This is a genomic window from Arcicella lustrica, assembly GCF_034930985.1.
GTDB lineage: Bacteria > Bacteroidota > Bacteroidia > Cytophagales > Spirosomataceae > Arcicella > Arcicella lustrica.
The window spans coordinates 134,799-157,694 of sequence record NZ_JAYGIM010000007.1; the positions used below are offsets into that span (position 1 = coordinate 134,799).

General features: G+C 34.5%; 22 protein-coding genes. 15 read left to right on the plus strand and 7 right to left on the minus strand.

The window, feature by feature from the left end:
- Nucleotides 1-110: 110 nt before the first annotated feature.
- From VB798_RS09935 to VB798_RS09985, 11 genes are all read left to right on the plus strand, one after another.
- Nucleotides 111-1,007 (plus strand): FKBP-type peptidyl-prolyl cis-trans isomerase, encoded by an 897-nt coding sequence (locus VB798_RS09935; protein WP_323258321.1) that lies wholly within the window; start codon nucleotides 111-113, stop codon nucleotides 1,005-1,007.
- 16 nt (nucleotides 1,008-1,023) lie between these two features.
- Entirely contained in the window at nucleotides 1,024-1,902 is an 879-nt protein-coding gene (locus VB798_RS09940; protein WP_323258322.1) for an FKBP-type peptidyl-prolyl cis-trans isomerase, read from the plus strand.
- Between the two features lie 62 nt (nucleotides 1,903-1,964).
- The gene (locus VB798_RS09945; RefSeq protein ID WP_323258323.1) at nucleotides 1,965-2,537 is read left to right on the plus strand and encodes a non-canonical purine NTP diphosphatase; all 573 of its coding nucleotides are present in this window, start codon (nucleotides 1,965-1,967) and stop codon (nucleotides 2,535-2,537) included.
- A 234-nt stretch (nucleotides 2,538-2,771) separates the two neighbouring features.
- Nucleotides 2,772-5,324, plus strand: coding sequence for a DUF5686 and carboxypeptidase-like regulatory domain-containing protein (locus tag VB798_RS09950; protein WP_323258324.1), 2,553 nt, complete (start codon nucleotides 2,772-2,774; stop codon nucleotides 5,322-5,324).
- Between the two features lie 473 nt (nucleotides 5,325-5,797).
- On the plus strand, nucleotides 5,798-6,907 hold the full coding sequence (locus VB798_RS09955) for a sensor histidine kinase (RefSeq protein WP_323258325.1): 1,110 nt from the start codon (nucleotides 5,798-5,800) through the stop codon (nucleotides 6,905-6,907).
- Nucleotides 6,904-7,695 carry a LytTR family transcriptional regulator DNA-binding domain-containing protein gene (locus VB798_RS09960; protein WP_323258326.1) on the plus strand — a complete coding sequence of 264 codons (792 nt, stop codon included), beginning with the start codon at nucleotides 6,904-6,906 and terminating at the stop codon, nucleotides 7,693-7,695. The genes VB798_RS09955 and VB798_RS09960 overlap by 4 nt, the downstream gene beginning before the upstream one ends.
- Before the next feature lie 283 nt (nucleotides 7,696-7,978).
- Complete coding sequence (gene plsY, locus VB798_RS09965) at nucleotides 7,979-8,629, plus strand: glycerol-3-phosphate 1-O-acyltransferase PlsY (RefSeq protein WP_323258327.1); 651 nt, start codon at nucleotides 7,979-7,981, stop codon at nucleotides 8,627-8,629.
- A gap of 81 nt (nucleotides 8,630-8,710) precedes the next feature.
- Nucleotides 8,711-10,105, plus strand: a complete 1,395-nt coding sequence (locus VB798_RS09970; protein ID WP_323258503.1) for a dipeptidase — start codon at nucleotides 8,711-8,713, stop codon at nucleotides 10,103-10,105.
- 210 nt (nucleotides 10,106-10,315) lie between these two features.
- Nucleotides 10,316-11,146: an N-acetylmuramic acid 6-phosphate etherase gene (gene murQ / locus VB798_RS09975; protein WP_323258328.1), complete on the plus strand. Its 831-nt coding sequence runs from the start codon at nucleotides 10,316-10,318 to the stop codon at nucleotides 11,144-11,146.
- A gap of 151 nt (nucleotides 11,147-11,297) precedes the next feature.
- On the plus strand, nucleotides 11,298-11,639 hold the full coding sequence (locus VB798_RS09980) for a cytochrome C (RefSeq protein ID WP_323258329.1): 342 nt from the start codon (nucleotides 11,298-11,300) through the stop codon (nucleotides 11,637-11,639).
- 109 nt (nucleotides 11,640-11,748) lie between these two features.
- Nucleotides 11,749-12,039 (plus strand): hypothetical protein, encoded by a 291-nt coding sequence (locus VB798_RS09985; protein WP_323258330.1) that lies wholly within the window; start codon nucleotides 11,749-11,751, stop codon nucleotides 12,037-12,039.
- 140 nt (nucleotides 12,040-12,179) lie between these two features.
- Here VB798_RS09985 and VB798_RS09990 read toward each other — a convergent pair whose 3' ends face one another.
- Nucleotides 12,180-12,629, minus strand: coding sequence for a DUF5606 family protein (locus tag VB798_RS09990; RefSeq protein ID WP_323258331.1), 450 nt, complete (start codon nucleotides 12,627-12,629; stop codon nucleotides 12,180-12,182).
- Between the two features lie 90 nt (nucleotides 12,630-12,719).
- Nucleotides 12,720-13,322: a ribosome biogenesis GTP-binding protein YihA/YsxC gene (yihA, locus tag VB798_RS09995; RefSeq protein WP_323258332.1), complete on the minus strand. Its 603-nt coding sequence runs from the start codon at nucleotides 13,320-13,322 to the stop codon at nucleotides 12,720-12,722.
- 297 nt (nucleotides 13,323-13,619) lie between these two features.
- Between yihA and hemE the strand changes: the two genes are divergently transcribed.
- Nucleotides 13,620-14,651 carry a uroporphyrinogen decarboxylase gene (gene hemE / locus VB798_RS10000; protein WP_323258333.1) on the plus strand — a complete coding sequence of 344 codons (1,032 nt, stop codon included), beginning with the start codon at nucleotides 13,620-13,622 and terminating at the stop codon, nucleotides 14,649-14,651.
- Nucleotides 14,652-14,736: 85 nt separating this feature from the next.
- Here hemE and VB798_RS10005 read toward each other — a convergent pair whose 3' ends face one another.
- From VB798_RS10005 to VB798_RS10025, 5 genes are all read right to left on the minus strand, one after another.
- Complete coding sequence (locus tag VB798_RS10005; RefSeq protein WP_323258334.1) at nucleotides 14,737-15,570, minus strand: dienelactone hydrolase family protein; 834 nt, start codon at nucleotides 15,568-15,570, stop codon at nucleotides 14,737-14,739.
- 549 nt (nucleotides 15,571-16,119) lie between these two features.
- Nucleotides 16,120-16,557, minus strand: a complete 438-nt coding sequence (locus tag VB798_RS10010) for an FKBP-type peptidyl-prolyl cis-trans isomerase (protein WP_323258335.1) — start codon at nucleotides 16,555-16,557, stop codon at nucleotides 16,120-16,122.
- A 126-nt stretch (nucleotides 16,558-16,683) separates the two neighbouring features.
- A complete protein-coding gene (locus VB798_RS10015; RefSeq protein WP_323258336.1) occupies nucleotides 16,684-17,202 on the minus strand; it encodes an NUDIX hydrolase in 519 nt (172 codons plus the stop codon).
- 157 nt (nucleotides 17,203-17,359) lie between these two features.
- On the minus strand, nucleotides 17,360-18,541 hold the full coding sequence (locus VB798_RS10020; protein ID WP_323258337.1) for a M20 metallopeptidase family protein: 1,182 nt from the start codon (nucleotides 18,539-18,541) through the stop codon (nucleotides 17,360-17,362).
- Between the two features lie 194 nt (nucleotides 18,542-18,735).
- Nucleotides 18,736-20,178, minus strand: a complete 1,443-nt coding sequence (locus tag VB798_RS10025) for a M61 family metallopeptidase (RefSeq protein WP_323258338.1) — start codon at nucleotides 20,176-20,178, stop codon at nucleotides 18,736-18,738.
- Nucleotides 20,179-20,383: 205 nt separating this feature from the next.
- Here VB798_RS10025 and rpmH point away from each other — a divergent pair, with 205 nt between their 5' ends.
- The 3 genes from rpmH (at nucleotide 20,384) to VB798_RS10040 (ending at nucleotide 22,892) form a co-directional block, all read left to right on the plus strand.
- Complete coding sequence (rpmH, locus tag VB798_RS10030; protein ID WP_309921952.1) at nucleotides 20,384-20,539, plus strand: 50S ribosomal protein L34; 156 nt, start codon at nucleotides 20,384-20,386, stop codon at nucleotides 20,537-20,539.
- 103 nt (nucleotides 20,540-20,642) lie between these two features.
- Entirely contained in the window at nucleotides 20,643-21,092 is a 450-nt protein-coding gene (gene rnpA / locus VB798_RS10035) for a ribonuclease P protein component (protein ID WP_323258339.1), read from the plus strand.
- A 147-nt stretch (nucleotides 21,093-21,239) separates the two neighbouring features.
- Complete coding sequence (locus tag VB798_RS10040; protein WP_323258340.1) at nucleotides 21,240-22,892, plus strand: S41 family peptidase; 1,653 nt, start codon at nucleotides 21,240-21,242, stop codon at nucleotides 22,890-22,892.
- Nucleotides 22,893-22,896: the final 4 nt, after the last annotated feature.

Consider the following 22,896-nt stretch of genomic DNA (forward strand, 5'->3'; position numbering starts at 1 on the left):
ACAGTTTTTAACGAATTCTCAACAATGGATTTCGTTATTTTGCGTTTCAAATAAGAGTTTAGTTTCGTTATAATTTTAACGAATAACTGATAATCAAATAACAGTCAGTAATGATGAAGTTCAAATTATTAAACCTTTTAGTGTTTGGGGCGGTAGTGAGTTTGCTCAGTTCATGTCTTTCTTCGGTTGTATTGGAAGAAAATGTAATCGACCAACAAAACGAAACACAAATCCAGCAATATATCAGTAGTAAAGGCCTAACGATGCAAAAAGCTGGAAATGGGGTTTATTATACAATTACTCAGTCGAATGCAAGTGGTCGCCAAATGCTTTTGGGTGATACTATCCGTTTGCATTATGTCATTAGCAGACTCGACGGTGTTAAAATTGATAGTTCTTCGGTACTAACTAAGAAGCCTTTTACGTTTTATCACAACGGTGCGAATACCAATATCTTTTTGAAATTCCTTTCTTTATTGCATGAAGGAGAAAAAGGTACGTTTATTTTACCTTCAAGATTAGTGGGCGGAGGAGTAGCTTTCCCTAATTTAGCGGCTAACCAACCTGTTCGTTGTGATATATCTTATTTCTACACATTCGGCGAAGAAGCAGATATTGATCATTATATCGCCAAAAACAATATTACAGTTACAGAAAAAACCACAGAAGGAGTTAGATACATCAAAACCAGAGATGGTTCTGCTGACTTAATTGCTGGAAAAGTAGCTAAGATAAAATATACTGGTAAATTCTTAAATGGTGAAATCTTCGATACCAATCTAAATAAAACAGATTCGTTGAGTTTAACCGTGGGTTCTACAGCGGCTTCCTTTGTAACAGGTTTTATGGTAGGAGCGAATAAAATGAAACTTGGAGAAAAGGCAACCATAATTTTCAGATCAGCACTAGGTTATGGAGCCACTGGAGATTCAAGAGATGGAGGGAAAATTCCACCATACACACCCCTTATTTTTGAATTAGAAATAGTAGCAATGAAAGATCAATAAAAATAAATACAAAACAATGAATAAAAGTATATTTTGGGTAATGTTGGTTGGCGTTGTGGGTTTACTTAGTGCCTGTTCGAGTGGACTTGAAGATACAAGCCAAAGATACATCGAGAATGAAAATAAAGTAATTCAATACGGCAAAGCCAACAATCTGACACTTACCAAAGAAGCTAACTCTGGCACTTATTATGCAGTAACTACTCCAAATACTTCAGGAAGAAGCCCTAAGGAAACAGAATTAGTAAAAGTTTTTTATACATATAGAAAATTAGACGGAACATTACTTGATAGCACAACTTCAGTACCATTAGGTTTTCCTTATTATACTTACAATACTATTTTAAATATTCCAGTTGCTTTATTGAAAGAAGGCGAAAAAGGAGTATTTATTTTTCCAGAAACAAGTCAATATACAGAACCAACAATTTTAAGTATTGAATTGATTTCAACTCGTAATGAAACGGAACAAATTGGAGAGTTCGTTCAAAGTAAATTTGCAGGATTAAATGTGAATTCAACCAGTACAGGCTTACAATATGTAATTACGAAATCAAACTCTACTGGAGAATTGGTTAAAACTGGACAAACTGTTACCGTTACTTATACAGGGAAATTACTTTTCCCAACGAAAAAAAGAGATAGTAACGGTTTTTATGTTTATAATGAACAATTCGATGCTGGAAGTTTCAGCTTTGTTTTAGGACAGGGTTCAACCGTAGCAGGTTTTGAAGAAAGTGTTTCAAAACTAAAAGTTGGAGATAAAGGAAATTTTGTTTTTCCATCATCATTAGGTTATAGTAAAACGGGTAGTCTTGATAACTCGACAGGAGCTTATACAATTCCTCCGTATTCACCATTAAATTTTGAAATAGAAGTAACTGCGGTTAAATAAATTCATATTTTCATTAAGAGCCTCCTCACGTAGTAATGAGGAGGCTTTTTATTTATTTTATCATGAAAAAACTATGTTTTGCAACGAACAATGCTCATAAAGTAGAAGAAGTTCAAGCTATTTTAGGACAGCGCTTTGAGTTACTGACGCTCAATCAAATTGGTTGTCAAGAAGAATTACCTGAAACTGGAAATACTTTAGAAGCCAATTCTTTACAAAAAGCTCAATATCTGTTTGACCATTATCAGGTAGATTGTTTCGCAGATGATTCAGGGTTGGAAGTAACAGCATTAGGTGGTGAACCAGGAGTGTTTTCTGCTCGATATGCAGGAGAGCAAAGAAGCCATGCCGATAATATTGCTTTACTTTTAAAAAACTTATCGGGAGTAGAAGACCGTTCAGCACAATTTAGAACTGTGATTACCTTGATTTTAGATGGAAAAGTAAATCAGTTTGAAGGAATTGTTAAAGGTAAAATTATTGAAGAATTAAAAGGAAGCGAAGGTTTTGGATATGACCCAATCTTTATGCCAGAAGGCTATGAAATAACATTTGCTGAAATGAGTATAGAAGAAAAAGGTGAAATTTCGCATCGTGCAAAAGCTGTTGAAAAATTAATTAGCTTTTTAAAGTAAATATTAAAAACCAGATGAATAGCCACAAGACTAAGTAACAATCACTTAGTCTTGTGGCTATCTTGCTTTATGAGTTATCATTGTTTCAAAATATGTGTTTTTTTAAAGATTTATACATTCAATGGGGGTTTTGCATAGATGAAATGTCTGTATTCTGCGAGCAAATTTGATATTGCCTCTAAATCATGTAAATTCGAATAGAAAATGCTAATTTCTTTAACATTCATAAAGAGAATGACTTACCCAAAAATTTTAAAACTGCTAATTGTTATAATCATTGCTTTAGCTTATCAAAATACCAATGCCCAATACACTATCACTGGAGTTGTAACTGATGCCAAAAACGGAGACCCTTTACCTTTTGCAACAGTTGGCTTGAAAGGCATGAATGTAGGAGCACAAACAAATTTTGAAGGCATCTATGTCATCAAAACAAAAGTGCTTTCCGATTCTATCTATGTCAGTACTGTGAATTATAAAAAGAGAATGAAAGCTCTTGATAAAAAAGCACTCACGCAAACGATAGATTTTCAATTACAAGGAGAAGCCAAATCATTGGACGAAGTAGTGGTGTATTCTGGTGAAAATCCTGCATTTAAAATTCTTAGAAAACTTAGTGAAAATAAAGCTAAGAATGATAGAAAGCGCCTAAATGCTTTTGAGTATAATTCTTATTCTAAAATGGAATTGGATGTGGATAACCTTTCTGAAAAATTTAAAGAAAGAAAGGTAATGAAGCAAATACAAGGTGCTATTGAAAAGTTTGAAAAATTAGCTGGCGAAGATGGTAAAGCTGTTATTCCAACTTTTATTTCAGAAACGCTTTCAAAATATTACTTCCGTGAAAGTCCTTCAAGAAAGAAAGAAGTTATCTTGAAAAATAACATCAAAGGTATTGGTGTAAAAGAAGGAGGCTTTGTTTCTCAATTGGTTGGTGGAAACATTTTTGCCAATTATAATTTCTACGATAATTATGTGCCATTTTTAGGGAAAGATATTATTTCTCCATTTGGTGATAACTGGAAAGGAACATACAAATGGTTTTTATCTGATACAACAAATGTTGATGGGCATATTTGTTATGGAATGGAATTTGACCCTAAAAATGATAAGGATTTAGTTTTTATAGGGAAAGCTTATATTGATACTACTTCGTACGCTTTAGTACAAATTGATGCTACCGTTGGAAAAGAAGCCAACATCAACTTTATTGATAAAATAAAAATATCTCAGGAATTAGAGCAAACGGCTGAAGGTGCTTGGTTACCAGCAAAAACACGTTTTTTAATTGACATTGCAGAATTAACTAAAAATTCGGCGGGGATGTTGTTGAAAATGTATATTTCAAATAAAGATTTTGTCGTAAATCAACCTAAAGAATTAAGTTTCTATGATTTACCAATAGACGTAGCAGAAAATTCAAAAGAGCCTGACCCGAAATTTTGGCTTGAAGCAAGACATGAATCACTCTCAGCACAAGATATTCTCGCTTCAAAATTAATTGATACAGTTAGAAATGTTCCAATCGTGAAGACTTATGTGGAAATCGCTGAAATCATAGCAAGTGGCTATAAAAGATTTAATAAATTTGGAGTAGGTCCATACATTACACTTTTTTCTGCCAACAAAATTGAAGGTTTTAGAACAAGACTAGGTTTTAAAACGAATTCAGATTTTAGTAAAGAATGGATTTTAAAAGGTTGGGCAGGATTTGGCACCAAAGATTTAGTACTTAAATATGGTGGTGAAGTAGATTATATTATTTCTCGCAGACATTGGACTGTTGCTGGTATTAAGCACAGCTATGACTTAGAACGTATCGGATTGACACCAGAATTAATTGGCGACAATAAAATATTCTATGCTTTTACCCGCTGGGGCGCATTTTCTGGTGCTTTCTACAGAAGAGAAAGTGAAGTATTCTATAAAACAGAGCCAACAAAAGGCATAAGTTTTACAGGTTCACTCACGACAAGAGGATTTGATCCACTTTTTGAGTTTCAATACCGTACAAGACCAGACGAAGGAAAGAATTCTCCTACGATAGATAATTACAATGATACTTTTTTTACTGTTGAAGCACGCTTCGCAAAGAATGAAACATTCTTAATGGATGGTAATGAACGCATAACGCTTGGAAGTAAACGTACTCCTACGGTTACACTAACTTATCAACATGGAATGAAAGTCCTCAATGGAGATTTTCGTTATGATAAGTTTATGGCAAAAGTATTTCAATCGTTTCGTATCGGAACAATTGGGCGCTCAGATTATACTTTGCAGGCAGGCTATATTCCAACAGCTTTGCCAGCACCGCTTTTATTCCCACATTTAGGGAACGAAACCTTTTTTTATAATCGTGCAGCATTCAATACTATGCACTATTTTGAATTTGTAAGTGACAAATACGTTTCGTTAAATTATAATCACAATTTTGATGGATTACTTTTTAACCGTATTCCTGCCATTCGTCAATTAAAATGGCGTTTGATTGCTTCAGCGAATGTACTTCTAGGAAGCCAAAGAGCTGAGAATAAAGAACTGATGCAAGAAGCGATACCAGTAATTAATCCAAGACATACCAAAGGAGAATTACAGCCAAGGTATAGTTTTTCAGGGCTAGACCCCAACAAACCTTATATAGAAGTTGGATACGGTATTGATAACATCTTTAAGATATTTAGGATTCAGGCATTTCATCGCCTTTCTTACCTAGACCATCTTTCACCATCAGGGAAAAGTCCAAGACCTTTTGCATTAAAAGCGTCTGTACATTTCTCTTTTTAAGACAAACTTACTAGTTTTACAAAAAGCTCCTACTTTACAGAATATATAGCTGTGAGGTGGGATTTTTTTTGGTTGCTTATAACATAAAATTACGTTTATTAAATATTACATTTACTAATTACAGACCAAAAATGTCTAGTGAAGATGTTGTGTTTGGCATTAGTGATGAATTGGTCTCGTTTAGACCAGAAAACTTGTTAGTGTTAGAGAAGCTAGAAATAGTTTTTTTCGAAAGATTTAATCTGTTAGTTTTCATTTTATTATAATTTAATTGTTTGAATTTCTTTTTTTGTATTATCGTTTTGTTGATTCAAAATTGCAAAGAAAATGCACGAGAAAATGGCACTTTGTCTTAATCAACATATTATCAGTCCCAAAAGCCCTATTATAGATTTGAATAGATAGATAATGGATATGTCTATTAATCAATGACATATTAAGTTGATATTAGAAATTTTTAAAGTATTTAAAAAATGAATAAAAAAAGCAAGGTGCATATCATCCTTTGGATTTTGTATGTAATTTATTATCAACTAAGCTATATAATTGTATCACTAAAGTTTGATTTAGCTACAAGTATAGTAATCTTGTTAAATTGTGCTTGTTGGATAATGATATTTTATTGCTGTACATTATTTATTTATCCAAGATTTTTAATAGCAAAAAGATATATCGTAGTCATTGTTCTAGTTTTTTTAACCGTTTCTATTTTTTCAATTATTAATGCTTATTTAATTGTATTTTTTTTTCCTGATTATCCCGGAGCGGAGATTAATCAAGAACGATTAACTCGTAATTTTTGGAGTGCCCAGATTTTTACTTTTTACGCTTTAGGTTATTATTTTGCACAAAAATCAATTAATCAACAGATAGAAATTGCGGCTCGAGATCAAGAAATAGCTGAACAAAAAATTGCCATTGCAGAAAAGGAAGCGAAAATTGCTAAACAAGAATTGGAAATAGCTATCTTAGCGAAAGAAAAAGCTCTGGCGGAAATGGCATTTTTAAGAGCCCAAATTAATCCGCACTTTATGTATAATACCCTTAATATGATTTTTGAAAGGGTAAGAAAGGCTTCTCGTGAGGCTGGTGATATTGTTCTAGCTTTTGCTGAAATGTTACGTTATGCAACTAGTACCAAGTCGCAAGAGGATGAAGTAGATTTAGAAGGTGAACTAGATTTTGTAAAACAATATATTGAATTACATTTACAAAGATTTCATTATAAAGTTTATATTGATTTTGAGGAAGATGGAGATTTCTCTTATCATAGAATCGTTCCGATGGTCTTGATTACCATTGTTGAAAATGGCATTAAACACGGTGTTTTTGATGAACCAGAAATTGCTTTTAGAATAAGAGCCACTTTGATGGATGAGGTATTTGTATTCACGGCGACAAACAAGAAAAATCCATATCCTAATGCTATTGCAGATGCTGGACAAACTGGTATTGGGATTAAAAATATTAAAAAAAGACTTTTAACAACATACCCAGCCGAAGCGCATAGTATAGAAATAATTGATAGCGAAGAGGACTATACAGTAGTATTTACAGTAAATTTTAACCTTCTGAAGAAATGATTAATTGTGTTGTAGTAGATGATGAACAATCTGCTTTAGATCTTGTGGTAGATTATATCAATGATACCCCGTTCCTTAACTTAGTGGCTGCGACAACCAACCCTATGGAAGCTGTTGGTATTATACAATCTAGGGAGGTTGATTTGGTATTTGCAGATATTCAAATGCCAAGGATGAATGGCTTGAATTTGGTAAGTCTTTTCGAAAATAAAGTAAAATTCGTAATGACGACGGGCTATCAGGAATATGCTTTGAAAAGTTTTGAATATGGAGTATTAGATTATCTGGTTAAACCATTTTCATATCAAAGGTTTTTGAAGGCTGTTAATAAAATGCCATTTAGTATGACATTGGTTGATGACCCAACGAAATCTGTTGAGGCAGCTCCAGAACAACCCGTTAAAAGAGAAGAATTTATTTTTGTAAAAGTAGATGTAAAAGGGAAATTCCATAAAGTACTTTACAAAGATGTGGTATATATGGAAGCTCAAAAAAGCTATGCTTCTATTTATACGAAGGAAGAACGTATTACGACGAATCTAACGCTTTCGGATTTAGAAAAGCGTTTACCGCCTGATCGTTTTATGAGAATTCATCGTTCTTATATCATCTCAACGGAAAAAATCACAGGTATTGAAGGCGACGAAGTAATCCTTGATAAAGTAGTGAGAATCCCTGTTGGAGATACTTATGCTGATGAATTTACGAAAGCCATTGAAGGAAGTATTTACTATAAAGAAAAAGATAGTGCTACTTTAGTTTATAGAAAAATCGGCGGAGACAAATAGTAAATCGAAGAGACATTTTAAGTATTATAAAGCCTTGGTATATGTAAATTGCCAAGGCTTTATGTTTTTGAAAATTACGGAACTGTGCTATGTTATTTTATTAAAGACCTTAAACAAGGCAAGAATCTTAGCTGTTTTTCAAAAATAAAACATTTAAAAGAGCCAATTTGTACAATTTGAAGAACTTTGTGGGGCTTTCGTGTTTTAATAAATTTTGATTTATATTTGTTTTAGAGAAAATAAATATAGCACTGTTTACCTAACATTAATTAATACTCAATCAATGTCAATTTTAGTACTTATAATTTCTTGCACAATTGCTGCATATTTACTTGGTTCTATTCCAACAGCAATTTGGTATGGTGAAGCTTATTTTGGTTTTGATATTCGTAAACATGGAAGTGGTAATGCAGGGGCTACCAATACTTTTAGAGTACTAGGAAAAAGAGCAGGAACAATCGTATTATTAATTGATGCTATCAAAGGTTGGATTGCAACGTCTTTAGCTTTAATGATTTATTATGGGCATCTCATTGAATGGTCTGAATGCCAGAATCTTAAATTACTTTTTGGTTTTGCAGCGGTTTTAGGTCATATTTTTCCTGTGTTTTCTAATTTTAAAGGTGGAAAAGGAGTAGCAACTTTATTAGGAATGGTGATGTCGGTACATCCAGAAGCTGCTTTAGTTTGCATGGTGATTTTCTTTTTAGTATTTATTTCTTTTCATTATGTTTCATTGGGGGCTATCATCGCTTCGCTATCGTTTCCTATATTACTTTTATTAAAGACTTTTGGTAAAGAAAACGATTTAGTCATCATCTTCGGTTTTATTTTATTTTTACTTATCCTGATTACTCATCGTAAAAATGTAGTGAGATTGTTCAAAGGACAAGAGAATAGAATTTACCTTCGTCCGAAGAAAGAATCCGTTTAAATCGTTAGAAGATATTATATTTGTACCTTCTGTCAGAAAATTGACGGAAGGTATTTTTTTGACTGAATATTTGAGCATCAAATACAAAATAATGGCTCATCATTACACAATCACAACAACATGAAAAACTATATTGAAGCAAATAAAGAGCGTTTTTTAGCTGAATTACTTGATTTATTAAGAATTCCATCAATAAGTGCTGATAGCAAATACAAAGATGATGTTAGAAAAGCTGCTGCATTTATTGCTGATAAAATTCAATCTGCTGGTGCTGATTTCATAGAAATCTGTGAAACGGCGGGTTATCCAATTGTATTTGGACAAAAAATAATAGATGAATCTTTACCAACGGTTTTGGTGTATGGACATTACGATGTACAACCTGCTGATCCATTAAATCTTTGGGATTCTCCTCCATTTGAGCCAGTCGTAAAAGACGAAAAAATTTATGCTCGTGGTGCTTGTGATGACAAAGGACAAGTATATATGCACATCAAAGCTTTTGAAACGATGATGGCTACCAATGCTTTACCTTGCAACGTAAAGTTCATGATTGAAGGGGAAGAAGAAGTTGGGTCTGATAACTTGGGTACTTTTGTAAAAGCCAATAAAGAAAGATTAACTGCTGATGTTATTTTGATTTCTGATACGGCGATTATTGCCAATGATATTCCATCAATTGATGTTGGCTTAAGAGGTTTGAGTTACTTAGAAGTAGAAGTAACAGGCTCAAACAGAGATTTACACTCTGGGGTATATGGTGGCGCAGTAGCGAATCCAATCAATGTGTTGAGTAAAATGATTGCTTCATTGCATGATGAAAATAATCATATCACGATTCCTACTTTTTATGACGATGTGGTTGAATTAACACCTGCTCAGCGTGAAGCCATGGCACAAACGCCATTTGATTTAGAAGCCTATAAAAAAGATTTAGCCATAGATGATGTAAGAGGCGAGGCTGGTTATTCAACCTTAGAAAGAGCATCTATTCGCCCGACTTTGGATGTGAATGGTATTTGGGGAGGTTATATCGGAGAAGGCGCAAAAACAGTATTGCCTTCAAAAGCTTCTGCTAAAATTTCAATGAGATTGGTACCAAACCAACAATCAGATAAAATTACTGAATTGTTTACAAAGCATTTTCAAGCAATTGCACCAGCAGGAGTAACAGTAACTGTTCGTCCACATCATGGTGGTGAACCTTATGTTACCCCAACAGATTCTAAAGAATACAGAGCTGCTGAAAAAGCAATGGAAGAAAGTTTTGGCAAAAAACCAGTGCCTACTCGTGGGGGCGGAAGTATTCCGATTGTGGCTTTATTTGAGAAAGAATTAGGCTTAAAAACTGTATTAATGGGTTTTGGATTAGATTCAGATGCTATTCACTCGCCGAATGAGCATTACGGTTTATTTAATTTTTACAAGGGAATAGAAACCATACCTTTATTTTTTAAATATTACGCAGAATCATAAAGATTCAGTAAAATATAGAAAATGTCTGCTGTATTTTATAGTAAAACCATTACAGTCAAGACAGGACTGTGCTTAATTAAAAAGGCAAATTGTTATATTTGCAAAAAAGATAGAAGCGTTGCTACGTAATAAAATATCTTAATACAAAGATTAAAGAGAGGTATAAGTGTTGATTTTTGCCTTTTCTGAAAGAATTGAATTATAATCATCATGACCGAAATTAATTTAGAAGCTCTTACAACAGAAGAATCCTCACGGTATGATAACCTTGATGAAATGTCAGTACGTGAGATTTTAGAAGGTATTAATAATGAGGACAAAACAGTACCTTATGCTGTAGAAAAAGCCATTCCCCAAATAGAGAAACTAGTTGCAGAGATTGTTCCTAGAATGAAAAAAGGAGGAAGACTTTTCTATATCGGAGCTGGAACAAGCGGACGTTTAGGGATTGTAGATGCCTCAGAATGTCCACCAACTTTTGGTGTACCTTTTGATTTGGTCATTGGTTTAATTGCTGGGGGTGATGGCGCTATTCGTAAAGCAGTTGAAAATGCAGAAGATGATATTGAACAAGCTTGGAAAGATTTAGAAGCTTATGATATTCATGAATTAGATACAGTAATCGGTATTGCTGCTTCTGGAAGAACGCCTTATGTTATCGGCGGTTTAAACAAAGCTCGTGAAAATGGATTGTTGACGGGTTCTATTTCTTGTAATGAAGATAGTGAAATATCAAAAGCGGCTGAATTTAAAATTGAAGCCATTCCAGGACCAGAATTCGTAACCGGAAGTACTCGTATGAAATCAGGGACGGCTCAAAAGTTAATTCTAAATATGATTTCAACCTCGGTGATGATTCAATTGGGAAGAGTAAGAGGAAACAGAATGGTTGATATGCAACTGAGCAATAATAAATTGGTTGTCAGAGCAGAGAATATGGTGATGGAAGAATTAGGAATTACTCGTGATGAAGCAGAAAGCTTATTGCAAAAACACGGAAGTGTTAGAGCTTCAGTAGATGCCTACAGAGCCAGCCATTAACATATTGTTAACATCAAGTATTAAAACAAGCAACTATGTTTGTCGTTATAAGTGAAATTACTTAAACCATAAACAAGTCTTATTGCTAATTATAATTATCCGAACAAATAAGATTTAATCAATATATCAGTAACCCTTTCTTTTCTTTATTATGAAAAAAACGATATTTAGCGCACTATTGCTTGCAGGTTTAGCAATTAATGCAAAAGCTCAGGACTTCCCAGAGGATATTAAGCCACTTGTAACGAAGTACGCTTGTACTGCATGTCATAAAGTTGATGCTAGACTTGTTGGTCCTGCTTATACAGATGTGGCAAAAAAGAAATATACTAATGAGAAAATTGTAGAATTAATCGGTGCTCCGAAGCCTTCTAACTGGCCAGGTTATCCTCCAATGGCTGCTTTAAAAGTACCTAAAGAAGATGCAATGAAAATTGCAGGATGGATTAATTCATTAGCGGCAAAATCAAAAGGTAAAGCTAAAAAAAGCTAAGAGCGATTAAACATTATCAAAATACCTTGACATCGGTAACGAACTGTCAAGGTATTTTTTTTGTTCGCTCAATATTAGTATTTTTAATCGAGCCACAATTTTTATTGATATGAACAAATACCAAGTAACTGTTTATTTTAGTGTTGATCAAGAATTCATGACACTCGTTCCTGAACATCGCAGTATTATTAATGATTTAATTCTGAAAGGAGTAATAGATTCTTACGCTATTTCGGCGGAAGTAGGTCGTGGATGGATAATTGTCAATGCTAAAAGTAAGGAAAGTGTTCATAAATATCTGCAGCGTTCGCCTTTGTACAAATACTTTGAATTAGAAATAGATCAATTGATGGTTTATGACTCACAATCGTATCGTTTTCCTAAAATGTTAATGAATTAAGTACTTCCGTACAAGTTATCAGTTATCTGAAATCTGTTAATAGTTTGTCTTTCAATAAATTGATAAAAATCAAGCTCAAACATAAAAAAGCCTTGAATGTCTAATAACGTTCAAGGCTTTTTACTTATAAAAAAATATCTTTAAGCTTCTTCTGATTTTGTTTCTTCTGCTGTTTCAACAACTTCAACCACAAATGCTTCTGGTAAATTTGCTGAAATGATATTATACCAACTAATCATTTTTTTCACGTCAGAACCATGAACACGTTCACGGTCGAAGTTTGGAACTACTGTTGCTAAGAAATCAAAAAGATCAGCTTCAGTAGCATTTTTTGTATTTAATTCAACCTTCTCGCCGTGTGTTTCTCTGATTTTTAAGAAAATATTCGCTAAAGGCATCGCTGCATCTTGATGATCTTCAATATAAACTGAAATATCTTTTAATACTGATACACGTGCATTCGCTCCAACAACCGAACGTGTTTTCTTTCCATCCAAACTTTCAACAATTACTCCTGTACGTGTTGGTTTTAAAATTCTGTATAAACCACTTTGGCCAGAAATATTGGCTATTTCTTTTAATAATTCCATGTTTTATTTTAATGATTTGTTTTTGCAAAATTACTCAATAAGTTCTTAGCAAAATAGTACAAGGCTTGAATTCCTAGTTGCTAAGTGCTTTTAACCTTTAAATTCAATGTTCAATTCATTGATTGTTCGCAAGATTTCTTCTCTACCAGAGCCATTAACGGAAGAGCTCACGAAAAATTGTGGCATTTCTTCCCATGTTTCAAGGAGTTTTTCTTGATACAATGCCACGTTTCTATCGGCTGCTGTTTTCGATAATTTATCCGCTTTTGTGAAAACTAAACAGAAAGGAATCCCTTCTTCACCCAAACGATTGATAAATTCCATATCAATTTTTTGGGGTTCGTGACGAATATCTACTAATACAAAAGTATAAAGTAAATTTTCACGATTTGAAAGATAATTATGAATCATTGATTCAAATTTCTCACGTTCTGTTTTGCTGATTTTGGCATAACCATAACCTGGTAAATCTACCAAATACCATTTTTGGTCAATCAAAAAGTGATTGATTAATTGGGTTTTCCCAGGCGTTTGCGAAGTTTTCGCTAAGCCTTTTTTCTGAACGATGGTATTGATTAAAGACGATTTACCCACATTCGAACGACCAATAAACGCATATTCTGGTTTATCAGGTTTTGGGCATTTTTCGTATTCTGTATTACTCTGTAAAAATATTGCTTCTGAGACTTTCATAAAACTGATGTTGAAACGCTACTCATTTTCTATAAATGAAATACGTCTTTTTAAAACTTTTACAAATTTACGGAAGATTTAGGACTTCTCTTGCTTCTTGGAAATTTACTCGACGTATGGCGCTGTTTAGGAGTCGATTACTGTCTGTAAAAGCTGATACTTATGAATAATCTGATGATTTCTTTCTCTATGAAAATCCAGTCTGATGAAACAATCGTATCTTTGTGAAAATTACAGCGATTTCACGCATTCGCTTTTATCAATACCACAAACGATTCTAGAAATCGTGTAGTTTATATGGAAATTTTACAAAATGATTTATTGTTAAGAGCCGCTAGAGGCGAACAAGTAGAACGTGTACCCGTTTGGATGATGCGTCAGGCAGGAAGAATTTTACCTGAATATCGTGCCGTTCGTGAGAAAGCAGGAAGTTTTATTCAGTTAGCAACCAATCCTGAATTAGCAGCCGAAGTAACGATTCAACCCGTTGATATTTTAGGCGTTGATGCTGCCATTATTTTCTCTGATATTTTGGTTATTCCAGAAGCAATGGGCTTGCCTTATTTGATGGAAGAAAAAGTTGGTCCAATCTTCCCAGAAGTAATAAAAACAATGGCTGATGTGGATAAATTAATCGTTTCAGACCCAGAAGTGGAATTGAAATATGTATTAGATGCCATCAGAATTGTAAAAAAAGAATTGAATGGACGTGTACCTTTAATTGGTTTTGCAGGTGCACCTTTCACTTTACTTTGCTACATGATTGAAGGAAGAGGTTCAAAGACTTTCTCGAAAGCGAAGAAATACTTGTATTCTGAACCTGAACTTTCGCATGCTCTTTTACAGAAAATTACCGATAGTACCATCGCTTATTTAAAAGCACAAGTAGCGGCTGGTGCAAACCTTGTTCAGATTTTTGACTCTTGGGCGGGTATCCTTTCTCCAGAACAATACCGTATTTATTCATTGCCTTATATTGCTCAGATTTGTGATGCCATTACAGAAGTACCTGTGACGGTCTTTGCAAAAGGCGCTTTCTTTGCTCGTGAAGAAATGGGTAAATTAAATTGCGAAACCATTGGTTTAGATTGGAACATGGACATTGCTGAATCTCGTACATTAATTGGCGACAGCAAAACATTACAAGGAAATCTTGATCCATGTGTATTGTACGGTTCTTTTGATGAAATCAAGAAACAAACTCGCTCGATGATTCAGCAATTCGGTGGACAAAAATACATTGCCAATTTAGGACATGGTGTGTATCCAGATACTGACCCTGAAAAAGTAAAATGTTTTATCGATACTGTAAAGGAATATAGTTTGTAGGTTTTAACAAACTTATCAAACATCAAAAAAGCACGACTTTAATAGAGCCGTGCTTTTTTGATAAATAGTGTTACTTCAATCTCCCTTATTTCAATTTATCTTTCAAATAAGTAATAGCTAAAGAGTATGCTTCTTCTGATGCTTCTCTGTCAAATTTTGGATTTGATGGATTGGCAAAAGCATGTTCTGCATCAAAAGATTTTACTTTTACAGATTTACCTGCCGTTGCCATATCTTTCTCAAACTGTGCAACAATTGCTGGAGAAATCCATTGTTCTTTTCCTGCAAACAATCCTAATACATCACATTTCAATGTTTTCAATTGCTCAACATCTTTTTCTGGCATCCCATAATACATTACGCAACCTACCGCTTGCTTACCTTCTAAAATAGCTGATTTTAGCGAAAGTCCACCGCCAAAACACCAACCCACCGAAGCAATTTTAGCTTTAGGACCTACATAAGCCAAAGCACCTTTAATGATAGCTTGTAAACGAGCAGGGTCAGCACCCGACATTAATGCACCAGCGTCTTTAGGGTCTGTTGCTATTTTTCCATCGTACATATCAATTGCTAGTACGTTTACATCTTTCAAATCACCATAAAATACTTCTGATTGTTTTTTGATATAATCATTCAAGCCCCACCATTCTTGATATACAAATAAATACTTATTAGAAGGCTTTGCAGATTTAATCAGATAAGCATTTGCCATTTTGCCATCTGGCGTTTTGAATTCAATCATCGTTCCACCAACAGTACTTACGTGCGTATAAGGAAGTGGCGAAAGGTGAGCTGCCTGAAATTCTTTAGTAGATGCCATCAATTGCATGTCATCTTTTGTTAATGAACAACAACTCTGTGAAAAACCAAAGTACGAAAGAGTTGTGAAAGCCAAAGTAGTCAATAGTTTTTTCATCGAAATAGATACCTCCAATCCCCGATGGAGTATTTGTTTTTGGTTTAAACGGTTCATCATTGGGGGACAGTCAATAATGAACAAAGACAGTGTTCATGTACGTACATGAGGTTAACACAAGATAGACAAAGATGGTTTTGAATCGAAAAATATTTCTGAAAGGGCAAAGAGCATTGTCTAGCCAATATTCTGGTGTACTAATAAAAGATGAGTGTTATTGAGGCTAACCAATGACTACATAAAAATTGCAGGTTTCTTCGTTTTTATACGGAAAATTGCGTAAAAAAGACGAACAAACCTATCTCGGAGATAGGATGACATATCTTTTTCACGCAAAAAACCGCAAAAATGATAGGACGAGCTATCTCAGAGATGGATTCTTGATTCTTTTTGATGGGTTTGTCAATGGGAAAGATAGGTTGGCTGGTTTAATGAACAATTGAAAGTAATGCAGAAGAAGGGCTTATAAAATGAATAATCCACCCATTATTATGAGTGGATTATGTATAGAAATTAATATTGAAAACCTATTTAAAAGGTAAACTACGTTTAGTTCGTTTTCAATAATTCTACTTCAAAAATCAAAGTTGCTCCCCCTGGAATATCTCTGCCTGCACCACGTTCACCATAAGCTAAATGATGTGGTAAGTAGAATTTATATTTACTTCCAGTTGGCATCAATTGCAAACCTTCTGTCCAACCCGTAATTACTTGATTTAAGCCAAAACTGATTGGGTCGTTACGCAATACACTGCTATCAAATACTTTACCGTCGATAGTTGTACCATGATAATGTGTCAATACCTTACTTCTTGGTCCGCTTGGTTTTGGTCCATCACCTTGAACTAAGATTTCGTATTGTAAACCACTTTCAGTTTCAATAACTTCAGGTCTTTTCTTGTTTTCTGCTAAAAATGCTTCGCCTCTAGCGATTTCGTTTGCTAAAATTTCACGCATTTGTGCTTGACGTGTATCTGAAAAACTCATTTGATATGATTGTTTATTGTAAATTATGATAGACTAAAGCCTTTTACTTATTTTGGTTGAAACGTTTTTTAAATCTTATTTGGTTCAAAATTAGTGTTGTTTGAATAAATTGTAAATGAGTCAGTCTTATTTCTTAAACTCAATCACCTCATTAAAAATTCCTCTTTTAGCTTGCCAGTCTTTTACAGCTTTACCAGTTCCTGATGCCCAAGGAAGAATTTCATAGTCTTTTTTACGTTGATATGCTACCAATTCAGGACTCAATTGTATTGTTCCTCTAGCCCGAACATGATAAGTAATCAACAATTGATTCATTCTGTGGAATTCGTATAAACCTACCAATTCTACGATTTCGCCATCAAGATTTAATTCTTCTTTTACTTCTCGTAAAATACCTTCTTCGGGTGTTTCGCCTGCTTCCAGAAAGCCTGTGATTAAAGCAAACCAGCCTTCTGGCCAAGCTGCATTTCTAGCAAGAATAATATCGCCTTCGTGTTCAACAATGGCGGCGACAACGGGTGTTGGATTATTCCAATGCACAAAACCACAGTCTTCTTCATCAACACAGAGTACTCTTTCTCTATCATCTTTAAACTTGATAATCAAGCTTTTTCCACATTGTGGACAAAAATTCATTTTCGCCATTTTTACATTAATCGTAATACGGAATTCTATTCCGTCATCATTAAAAACTGTTTATCAATGAATGAACATTTTGTGTCAAGTGAATCACAAAAGTATTCTACAAAAACAAAACCCCTCGACCGTAAAGGTCAAGGGGTTTTATTGAATTATCGAATGATTATAAAGCCAATTCACTCACTGCCAACCAAGACATCAGCCCTGCTCCGATTTCCAAAGCACTTTCGTCAATATCAAAAGTAGGTGTATGCACACCCGAAATAATACCTTTTTCTTCGTTACGAGTTCCTAAACGATAGAAACACGAATCCACATGATGGGTATAATAGGCAAAATCTTCAGCCGCCAACCAAATATCTAAATCAATTACGTTTTCTTCGCCCATATAATCAATCGCAGCACCTTTCATTCTGCGAGTGAGTTCTGGTTCATTTTTCAAGAACGGATACCCTTTCTGAATAAATACTTCGCAAGTTCCACCCATCGATTCTGCAATGCCTTCCGCCATTTTCTTGATACGAGCCAAAGCATCCGCACGCCAAACTTCGTCCATTGCACGGAAAGTACCTTCTACATATACTTCGTTTGGAATCACGTTGGTAGCTCCATTGGCAATTACTTTCCCGAAAGTCAAAACAGACGGATAACGTGGATTTCTATTTCGACTGATGATTTGTTGCAAAGCCACAATGATATGCGAAGTAATCAACACAGGGTCGATACCCAATTCGGGCATAGCACCGTGTCCGCCTTTGCCTTTTACTGTAAAATACAACTCATCCGCACTTGCCATGTACATCCCTTCACGGAAGCCGATTTTACCCACAGGAATATTCGGTGCAACGTGCTGACCAAGCATTTTACTTGGTGCAGGGTTTAGCAAAGCTCCTTCCGCAATCATTACCGAAGCTCCGCCCGGTGCTTTTTCTTCCGCAGGTTGAAAAACCAATTTCACCGTTCCGTCGAATTCATTACGAAGATTGTATAAAATTTTAGACACACCCAATAAAGAAGCAGTATGCACATCATGTCCGCAAGCGTGCATTACCCCTTGATTCAATGATTTATAAGGTACGTCGTTTGCTTCAACAATCGGCAAAGCATCCATATCAGCACGCAAAGCCACAATTTTTGAAGAAGGATTATTACCTTCAATCGTTGCCACTAAACCCGTATTCGCAATTTCTGTTGGCGTAATACCAATTTCCTTCAAACGTGCGGCAACGTATTGCTGAGTTTTAAATTCTTCATAAGACAACTCAGGGTTTTGATGCAAATGTCTGCGATTTGCAACGAATTCTCCAGCCAAAGCATTGGCTAATTGTTTTATTTTATCTTTCATATCTTAATCTGTCCGATTATCTCTTCAAAGTATTGAGAGCGATATTATAGTAGTTAATCTTCGAGTCCTTACTTTTCTTGTCTTGATACAAGAAAAGTAACAAAAGAAAATCAAGAAATTCCGAAACTCGCTTCGCTCAAACAGCGGAATTTCAGAAAATGCTAACTCAAGTTTTTTCTTTCTTTAAAATTAGTTTACAAATTTAACCACAACTTTAGGTTTTCATTCTCTGAATCTAATAATTCCAAATGTATTTTGCCATTTTCGTTCCATTCTATACTGATCCCAAAAGCTTGGAGTAATTCATTTACTAAACTTTCCAAAGGTATATTGCCGTAAATGCAGTCTTTAAAATACACTTTTAATGAACCTGCATATACTTCTTCGCATATCTTTTGGTAATCTTCTATCGAATAACCTTCTCCTATTTTCCCAAAACGTTCCCACATCAATTGCATCACATTGCCTAATGAACGGCTATGACCAAACTTCAAACGAATCAGTAAATCTAAAATTAAAGCAACAACTGCTCCTTTTTGATAAATTGATACTCTGCGGTTGGGAATTGGTTGTGAGTAACCATCCAACCACAAATCAAATGAAGATTCTGTTAATGATTGAAAAGCCTTTCCGTCTTGTTCAAAATGGCGTTTAATGACCGTTTCTAATTCTTTTAAATAGGCTTCTAAAGTAAATACTCCTGATTGTACCAAGAATAAATCGCCGAAATAGGTAGTTACTCCTTCGGCCACAAAACCTGTTGGGAAGTAATTTTCTTTGGTAAAATCATAAGGTGACATTTCTATCGGACGAATTTTACAAATATTCCAAGCATGATATAATTCATGTGAACTGATGCCCAATAAATCTGTATAAAGTCCGTCGCCTTCGGAAGCTGGTCCTAAAACTATCATGGTAGAATTGCGATGTTCTACACCATGATAAAAAGAGGTAGGTAACATCCAATTGATGAAATGATAATCCTTTTCAGGAAAATCGCCCATTACTTCAATCTGTTTTTCGGTGAATTGTTGGAAGTCAGCCAACGTTTTTTCCCAGTTTGGAATATAATTTCCCAAAAACCAGATAAAAAATTCAGTATCGGCTACACGATATTTTTGATGTTGCAAGTACGGACTTGCCAGCATTGGCGAGTCCACCAAATGATAATAATTTGTTGCCAATAAAGTATGTGCTTCATTTGCTTTATTGGATAAACCGCATACAATTTTGTAATCATCTGGCAAAGAAATACTTACTTCACAAGCTTCCTCCATTCTACCTTCTAAGTATGGCAAACAATTCACAAAATTGATATACATCACGGTATCATCCACAAAGGAACTTCCTGCATTTTGTACATTTGCAAAATAATTTAAAATCACCTTAACTGACTGAATATCAGTAGCATTAATCTTCCATCTATCTTTGGTTATTTTGCTAAAATCAAGTAGATTTCCTGCTAAATCAAATACTTCAAAACTTTGAATATTTTTAGCAAAGTTTTGTAATTCATAACGCCCCGGTCGCCATGCAGGCAACTGAATTTCAATCGTTTCCGACTGAATATTCTCAATAAGCATTTCTATATTTAAGAGACGGCTTTGCGGTTCTTTAACATCAATTTTATAATTCATATTCTTATTTTGCTTTTTCGGACTAACAAAAAACTAACCTATTGAATAGGCATTTAGGGCTAATTTTCTAATAATTTTCATCAAAGATACTCATTATCATTGCCTTAGTATCAGAAAGTTTTCAGAAAGAATTTGCAACTTCAAAAAAGTTCTGTACCTTTGCAGTCCTGTTTTAGAAATATAAGAATTATAAAGATATAATGCCATGAAAAGAACATTTCAACCTTCTGTAAGAAAAAGAAAGAACAAACACGGATTCCGTGAAAGAATGTCAACTCCAAACGGTCGCCGTACTTTGGCTGCTCGTCGTGCAAGAGGAAGACACAAATTGACAGTTTCAGACGAGAAAAGAGGTAAATAGTCTAAGAATGTGAACAATTTGAAAATTTGAAAATGAGTAGCGTTTGAACTTTGTTTTAATGACATTTTCAAGCGAACAAATCTTCAAATTAACAAATTAAAGCATGAAGTTTACTTTCAAAAAGTCAGAACGTCTCAGTTCTAAGAAAGTTATAGATAGGCTCTTCGATAGAAAGGGTAGTGAAAAAATCAACTCGGTTTTTCTCTACCCTTTTCGTGTTTCTTATATTCTCGATGATACAAGTTTAACTTCTGCAATGAAGAGTACTGATGTAGATGTTGACATTATAACTGAAACTTCTACAGAAAATACACCAACAATTAATACTGCTATTTTAATTTCTGTTTCAAAACGTTACTTCAAACATGCTGTTGACAGAAACCTCATCAAGCGACGTACTCGTGAAGCTTATCGTTTGAACAAACATCTTTTGATGGAAAAACCTTCTTCACAGATTCCAGCTTATATTGCTTTTGTGTATATTGCAAAGACGATAGAAGATTATGCCAAAATTGAAAAATCGATGAAAGCGATTTTCAAGAAAATGGTATAGCCAATTGGTGTTTCAATCAGCTAAGAAATAACACAAAGCCATGAAATACTTCTACAAACTTCTTCGTTTGGTTCTTTGTATAATCAAGTAAAGCATTCATACTTTACGAATTTTCTTTTTAACATTTTCTGACAAATGAATATAAAAATGTCTGCTAAGTCATTAATAATCACAGCTGTTACTGTGGTAGGCTTTTCGTTGGCTTCATTTACTGACCCGGGCGAACGTTTCTTCGAAATCGCCAAAAATTTAGACATTTATGCAACGCTCTTCAAGGAATTGAACCGTTATTATGTAGATGAAATCAATCCCAATAGAACCATCAAAACGTCTATTGATGCCATGTTGAAATCATTCGACCCATATACTGTATATTATGCAGAAGATGAAATCGAAGATTATATGACCATGACAACGGGCAAGTACAATGGTATTGGCATTGTTACCAGCAATAGAAATGGCAAAATTGTAGTCATGCTTATTGATGAAGGAACACCCGCTGAAAAGTCAGGATTACGCATTGGTGATGAAATTGTAAAAGTCGATGGCATTGATTTAGCCGCAAGAAAAATCAATGATGCTGGAAAACTCATCAAAGGGCAAACTGGCACAGCCGTAAAACTCACCGTAAAACGTTATGGAACGGATAAATTAGAAGAATTTTCAATTACTCGTGATGTCGTAAAAATGAAAAATGTGCCTTATTACGGCATGATTAATAACGAAGTTGGTTATATCGATTTAAAAGATTTTACAAGTACTGCTTCCAAAGAAGTTCGTACTGCATTTACCGAATTGAAAGGTAAAGGCATGAAAAAATTAGTATTGGATTTACGTGAAAATCCGGGAGGATTGTTGAACATGGCGGTTGATATTTGTAACATTTTTCTTCCAAAAGAATCCGAAATTGTTTCAACCAAAGGTAAAGTACAAGACTGGAACAAAACTTATGTTGGCTTAAATGCGGCCATGGATACAGAAATTCCAGTAACTGTTTTAACTAATTCAAGAAGTGCTTCGGCTGCTGAAATTGTTGCAGGAGTAATTCAAGATTATGACCGTGGCGTGTTAATCGGACAACGTAGTTACGGAAAAGGCTTGGTTCAAATTACTCGTGATTTAACTTACAATACGAAACTAAAAGTAACAACAGCAAAGTATTATATTCCAAGTGGACGTTGTATTCAGGCAATTGATTACAGTCACCGTAATCCAGATGGAAGTGTTGGTAAATTGCCAGATTCGTTGCGCAGACCATTTAAAACCATAAAAAGTGGAAGAGTAGTGTATGATGGCGGTGGTGTTTTACCAGATATTGAAGTAGATAAACCATATCCAGCGGCGGTTACTTTGGCATTGTCTAACAAGTTTATTTTGTTTGATTATGCTATCAAATATCATTTTGAACATCCTGCTATCAAACCTGCAAAAGATTTTGAATTGACAAATGCTGAATACAATGATTTTGTAAAATGGGCAGTAACGCAAGATTTTGATTATACCACGCAGGCGGAAAAAGACCTTAATCTATTGGAAGCCTCAGCGAAAAGAGAACGTTATTTCGAAAATATTTCTGAACAATTGAAAGCTTTAAGAAATAAACTTTCACACAGTAAAGAAGCTGATATTATGAAGTTTAAGGATGAAATCAAAACAGCTTTAGAACAAGAAATTGTGGTTCATTATTACTTACAAAAAGGTACTCGTGAACAATCGTTTGCTAAAGACCCAGAAATTCAGGAAGCCTTGAAATTGTTTACTGATATGCCTCGCTATCAATCAATTTTGAAAGGTAACTAGCAAA

Coding starts and splice junctions, on each gene's coding strand:
- VB798_RS09935 (WP_323258321.1), top strand. CDS start 111: ATGATGAAGTTCAAATTATTAAACCTTTTAGTGTTTGGGGCGGTAGTG.
- VB798_RS09940 (WP_323258322.1), top strand. CDS start 1,024: ATGAATAAAAGTATATTTTGGGTAATGTTGGTTGGCGTTGTGGGTTTA.
- VB798_RS09945 (WP_323258323.1), top strand. CDS start 1,965: ATGAAAAAACTATGTTTTGCAACGAACAATGCTCATAAAGTAGAAGAA.
- VB798_RS09950 (WP_323258324.1), top strand. CDS start 2,772: ATGACTTACCCAAAAATTTTAAAACTGCTAATTGTTATAATCATTGCT.
- VB798_RS09955 (WP_323258325.1), top strand. CDS start 5,798: ATGAATAAAAAAAGCAAGGTGCATATCATCCTTTGGATTTTGTATGTA.
- VB798_RS09960 (WP_323258326.1), top strand. CDS start 6,904: ATGATTAATTGTGTTGTAGTAGATGATGAACAATCTGCTTTAGATCTT.
- plsY (WP_323258327.1), top strand. CDS start 7,979: ATGTCAATTTTAGTACTTATAATTTCTTGCACAATTGCTGCATATTTA.
- murQ (WP_323258328.1), top strand. CDS start 10,316: ATGACCGAAATTAATTTAGAAGCTCTTACAACAGAAGAATCCTCACGG.
- VB798_RS09980 (WP_323258329.1), top strand. CDS start 11,298: ATGAAAAAAACGATATTTAGCGCACTATTGCTTGCAGGTTTAGCAATT.
- VB798_RS09985 (WP_323258330.1), top strand. CDS start 11,749: ATGAACAAATACCAAGTAACTGTTTATTTTAGTGTTGATCAAGAATTC.
- VB798_RS09990 (WP_323258331.1), bottom strand. CDS start 12,629: ATGGAATTATTAAAAGAAATAGCCAATATTTCTGGCCAAAGTGGTTTA.
- yihA (WP_323258332.1), bottom strand. CDS start 13,322: ATGAAAGTCTCAGAAGCAATATTTTTACAGAGTAATACAGAATACGAA.
- hemE (WP_323258333.1), top strand. CDS start 13,620: ATGGAAATTTTACAAAATGATTTATTGTTAAGAGCCGCTAGAGGCGAA.
- VB798_RS10005 (WP_323258334.1), bottom strand. CDS start 15,570: ATGAAAAAACTATTGACTACTTTGGCTTTCACAACTCTTTCGTACTTT.
- VB798_RS10010 (WP_323258335.1), bottom strand. CDS start 16,557: ATGAGTTTTTCAGATACACGTCAAGCACAAATGCGTGAAATTTTAGCA.
- VB798_RS10015 (WP_323258336.1), bottom strand. CDS start 17,202: ATGGCGAAAATGAATTTTTGTCCACAATGTGGAAAAAGCTTGATTATC.
- VB798_RS10020 (WP_323258337.1), bottom strand. CDS start 18,541: ATGAAAGATAAAATAAAACAATTAGCCAATGCTTTGGCTGGAGAATTC.
- VB798_RS10025 (WP_323258338.1), bottom strand. CDS start 20,178: ATGAATTATAAAATTGATGTTAAAGAACCGCAAAGCCGTCTCTTAAAT.
- rpmH (WP_309921952.1), top strand. CDS start 20,384: ATGAAAAGAACATTTCAACCTTCTGTAAGAAAAAGAAAGAACAAACAC.
- rnpA (WP_323258339.1), top strand. CDS start 20,643: ATGAAGTTTACTTTCAAAAAGTCAGAACGTCTCAGTTCTAAGAAAGTT.
- VB798_RS10040 (WP_323258340.1), top strand. CDS start 21,240: ATGTCTGCTAAGTCATTAATAATCACAGCTGTTACTGTGGTAGGCTTT.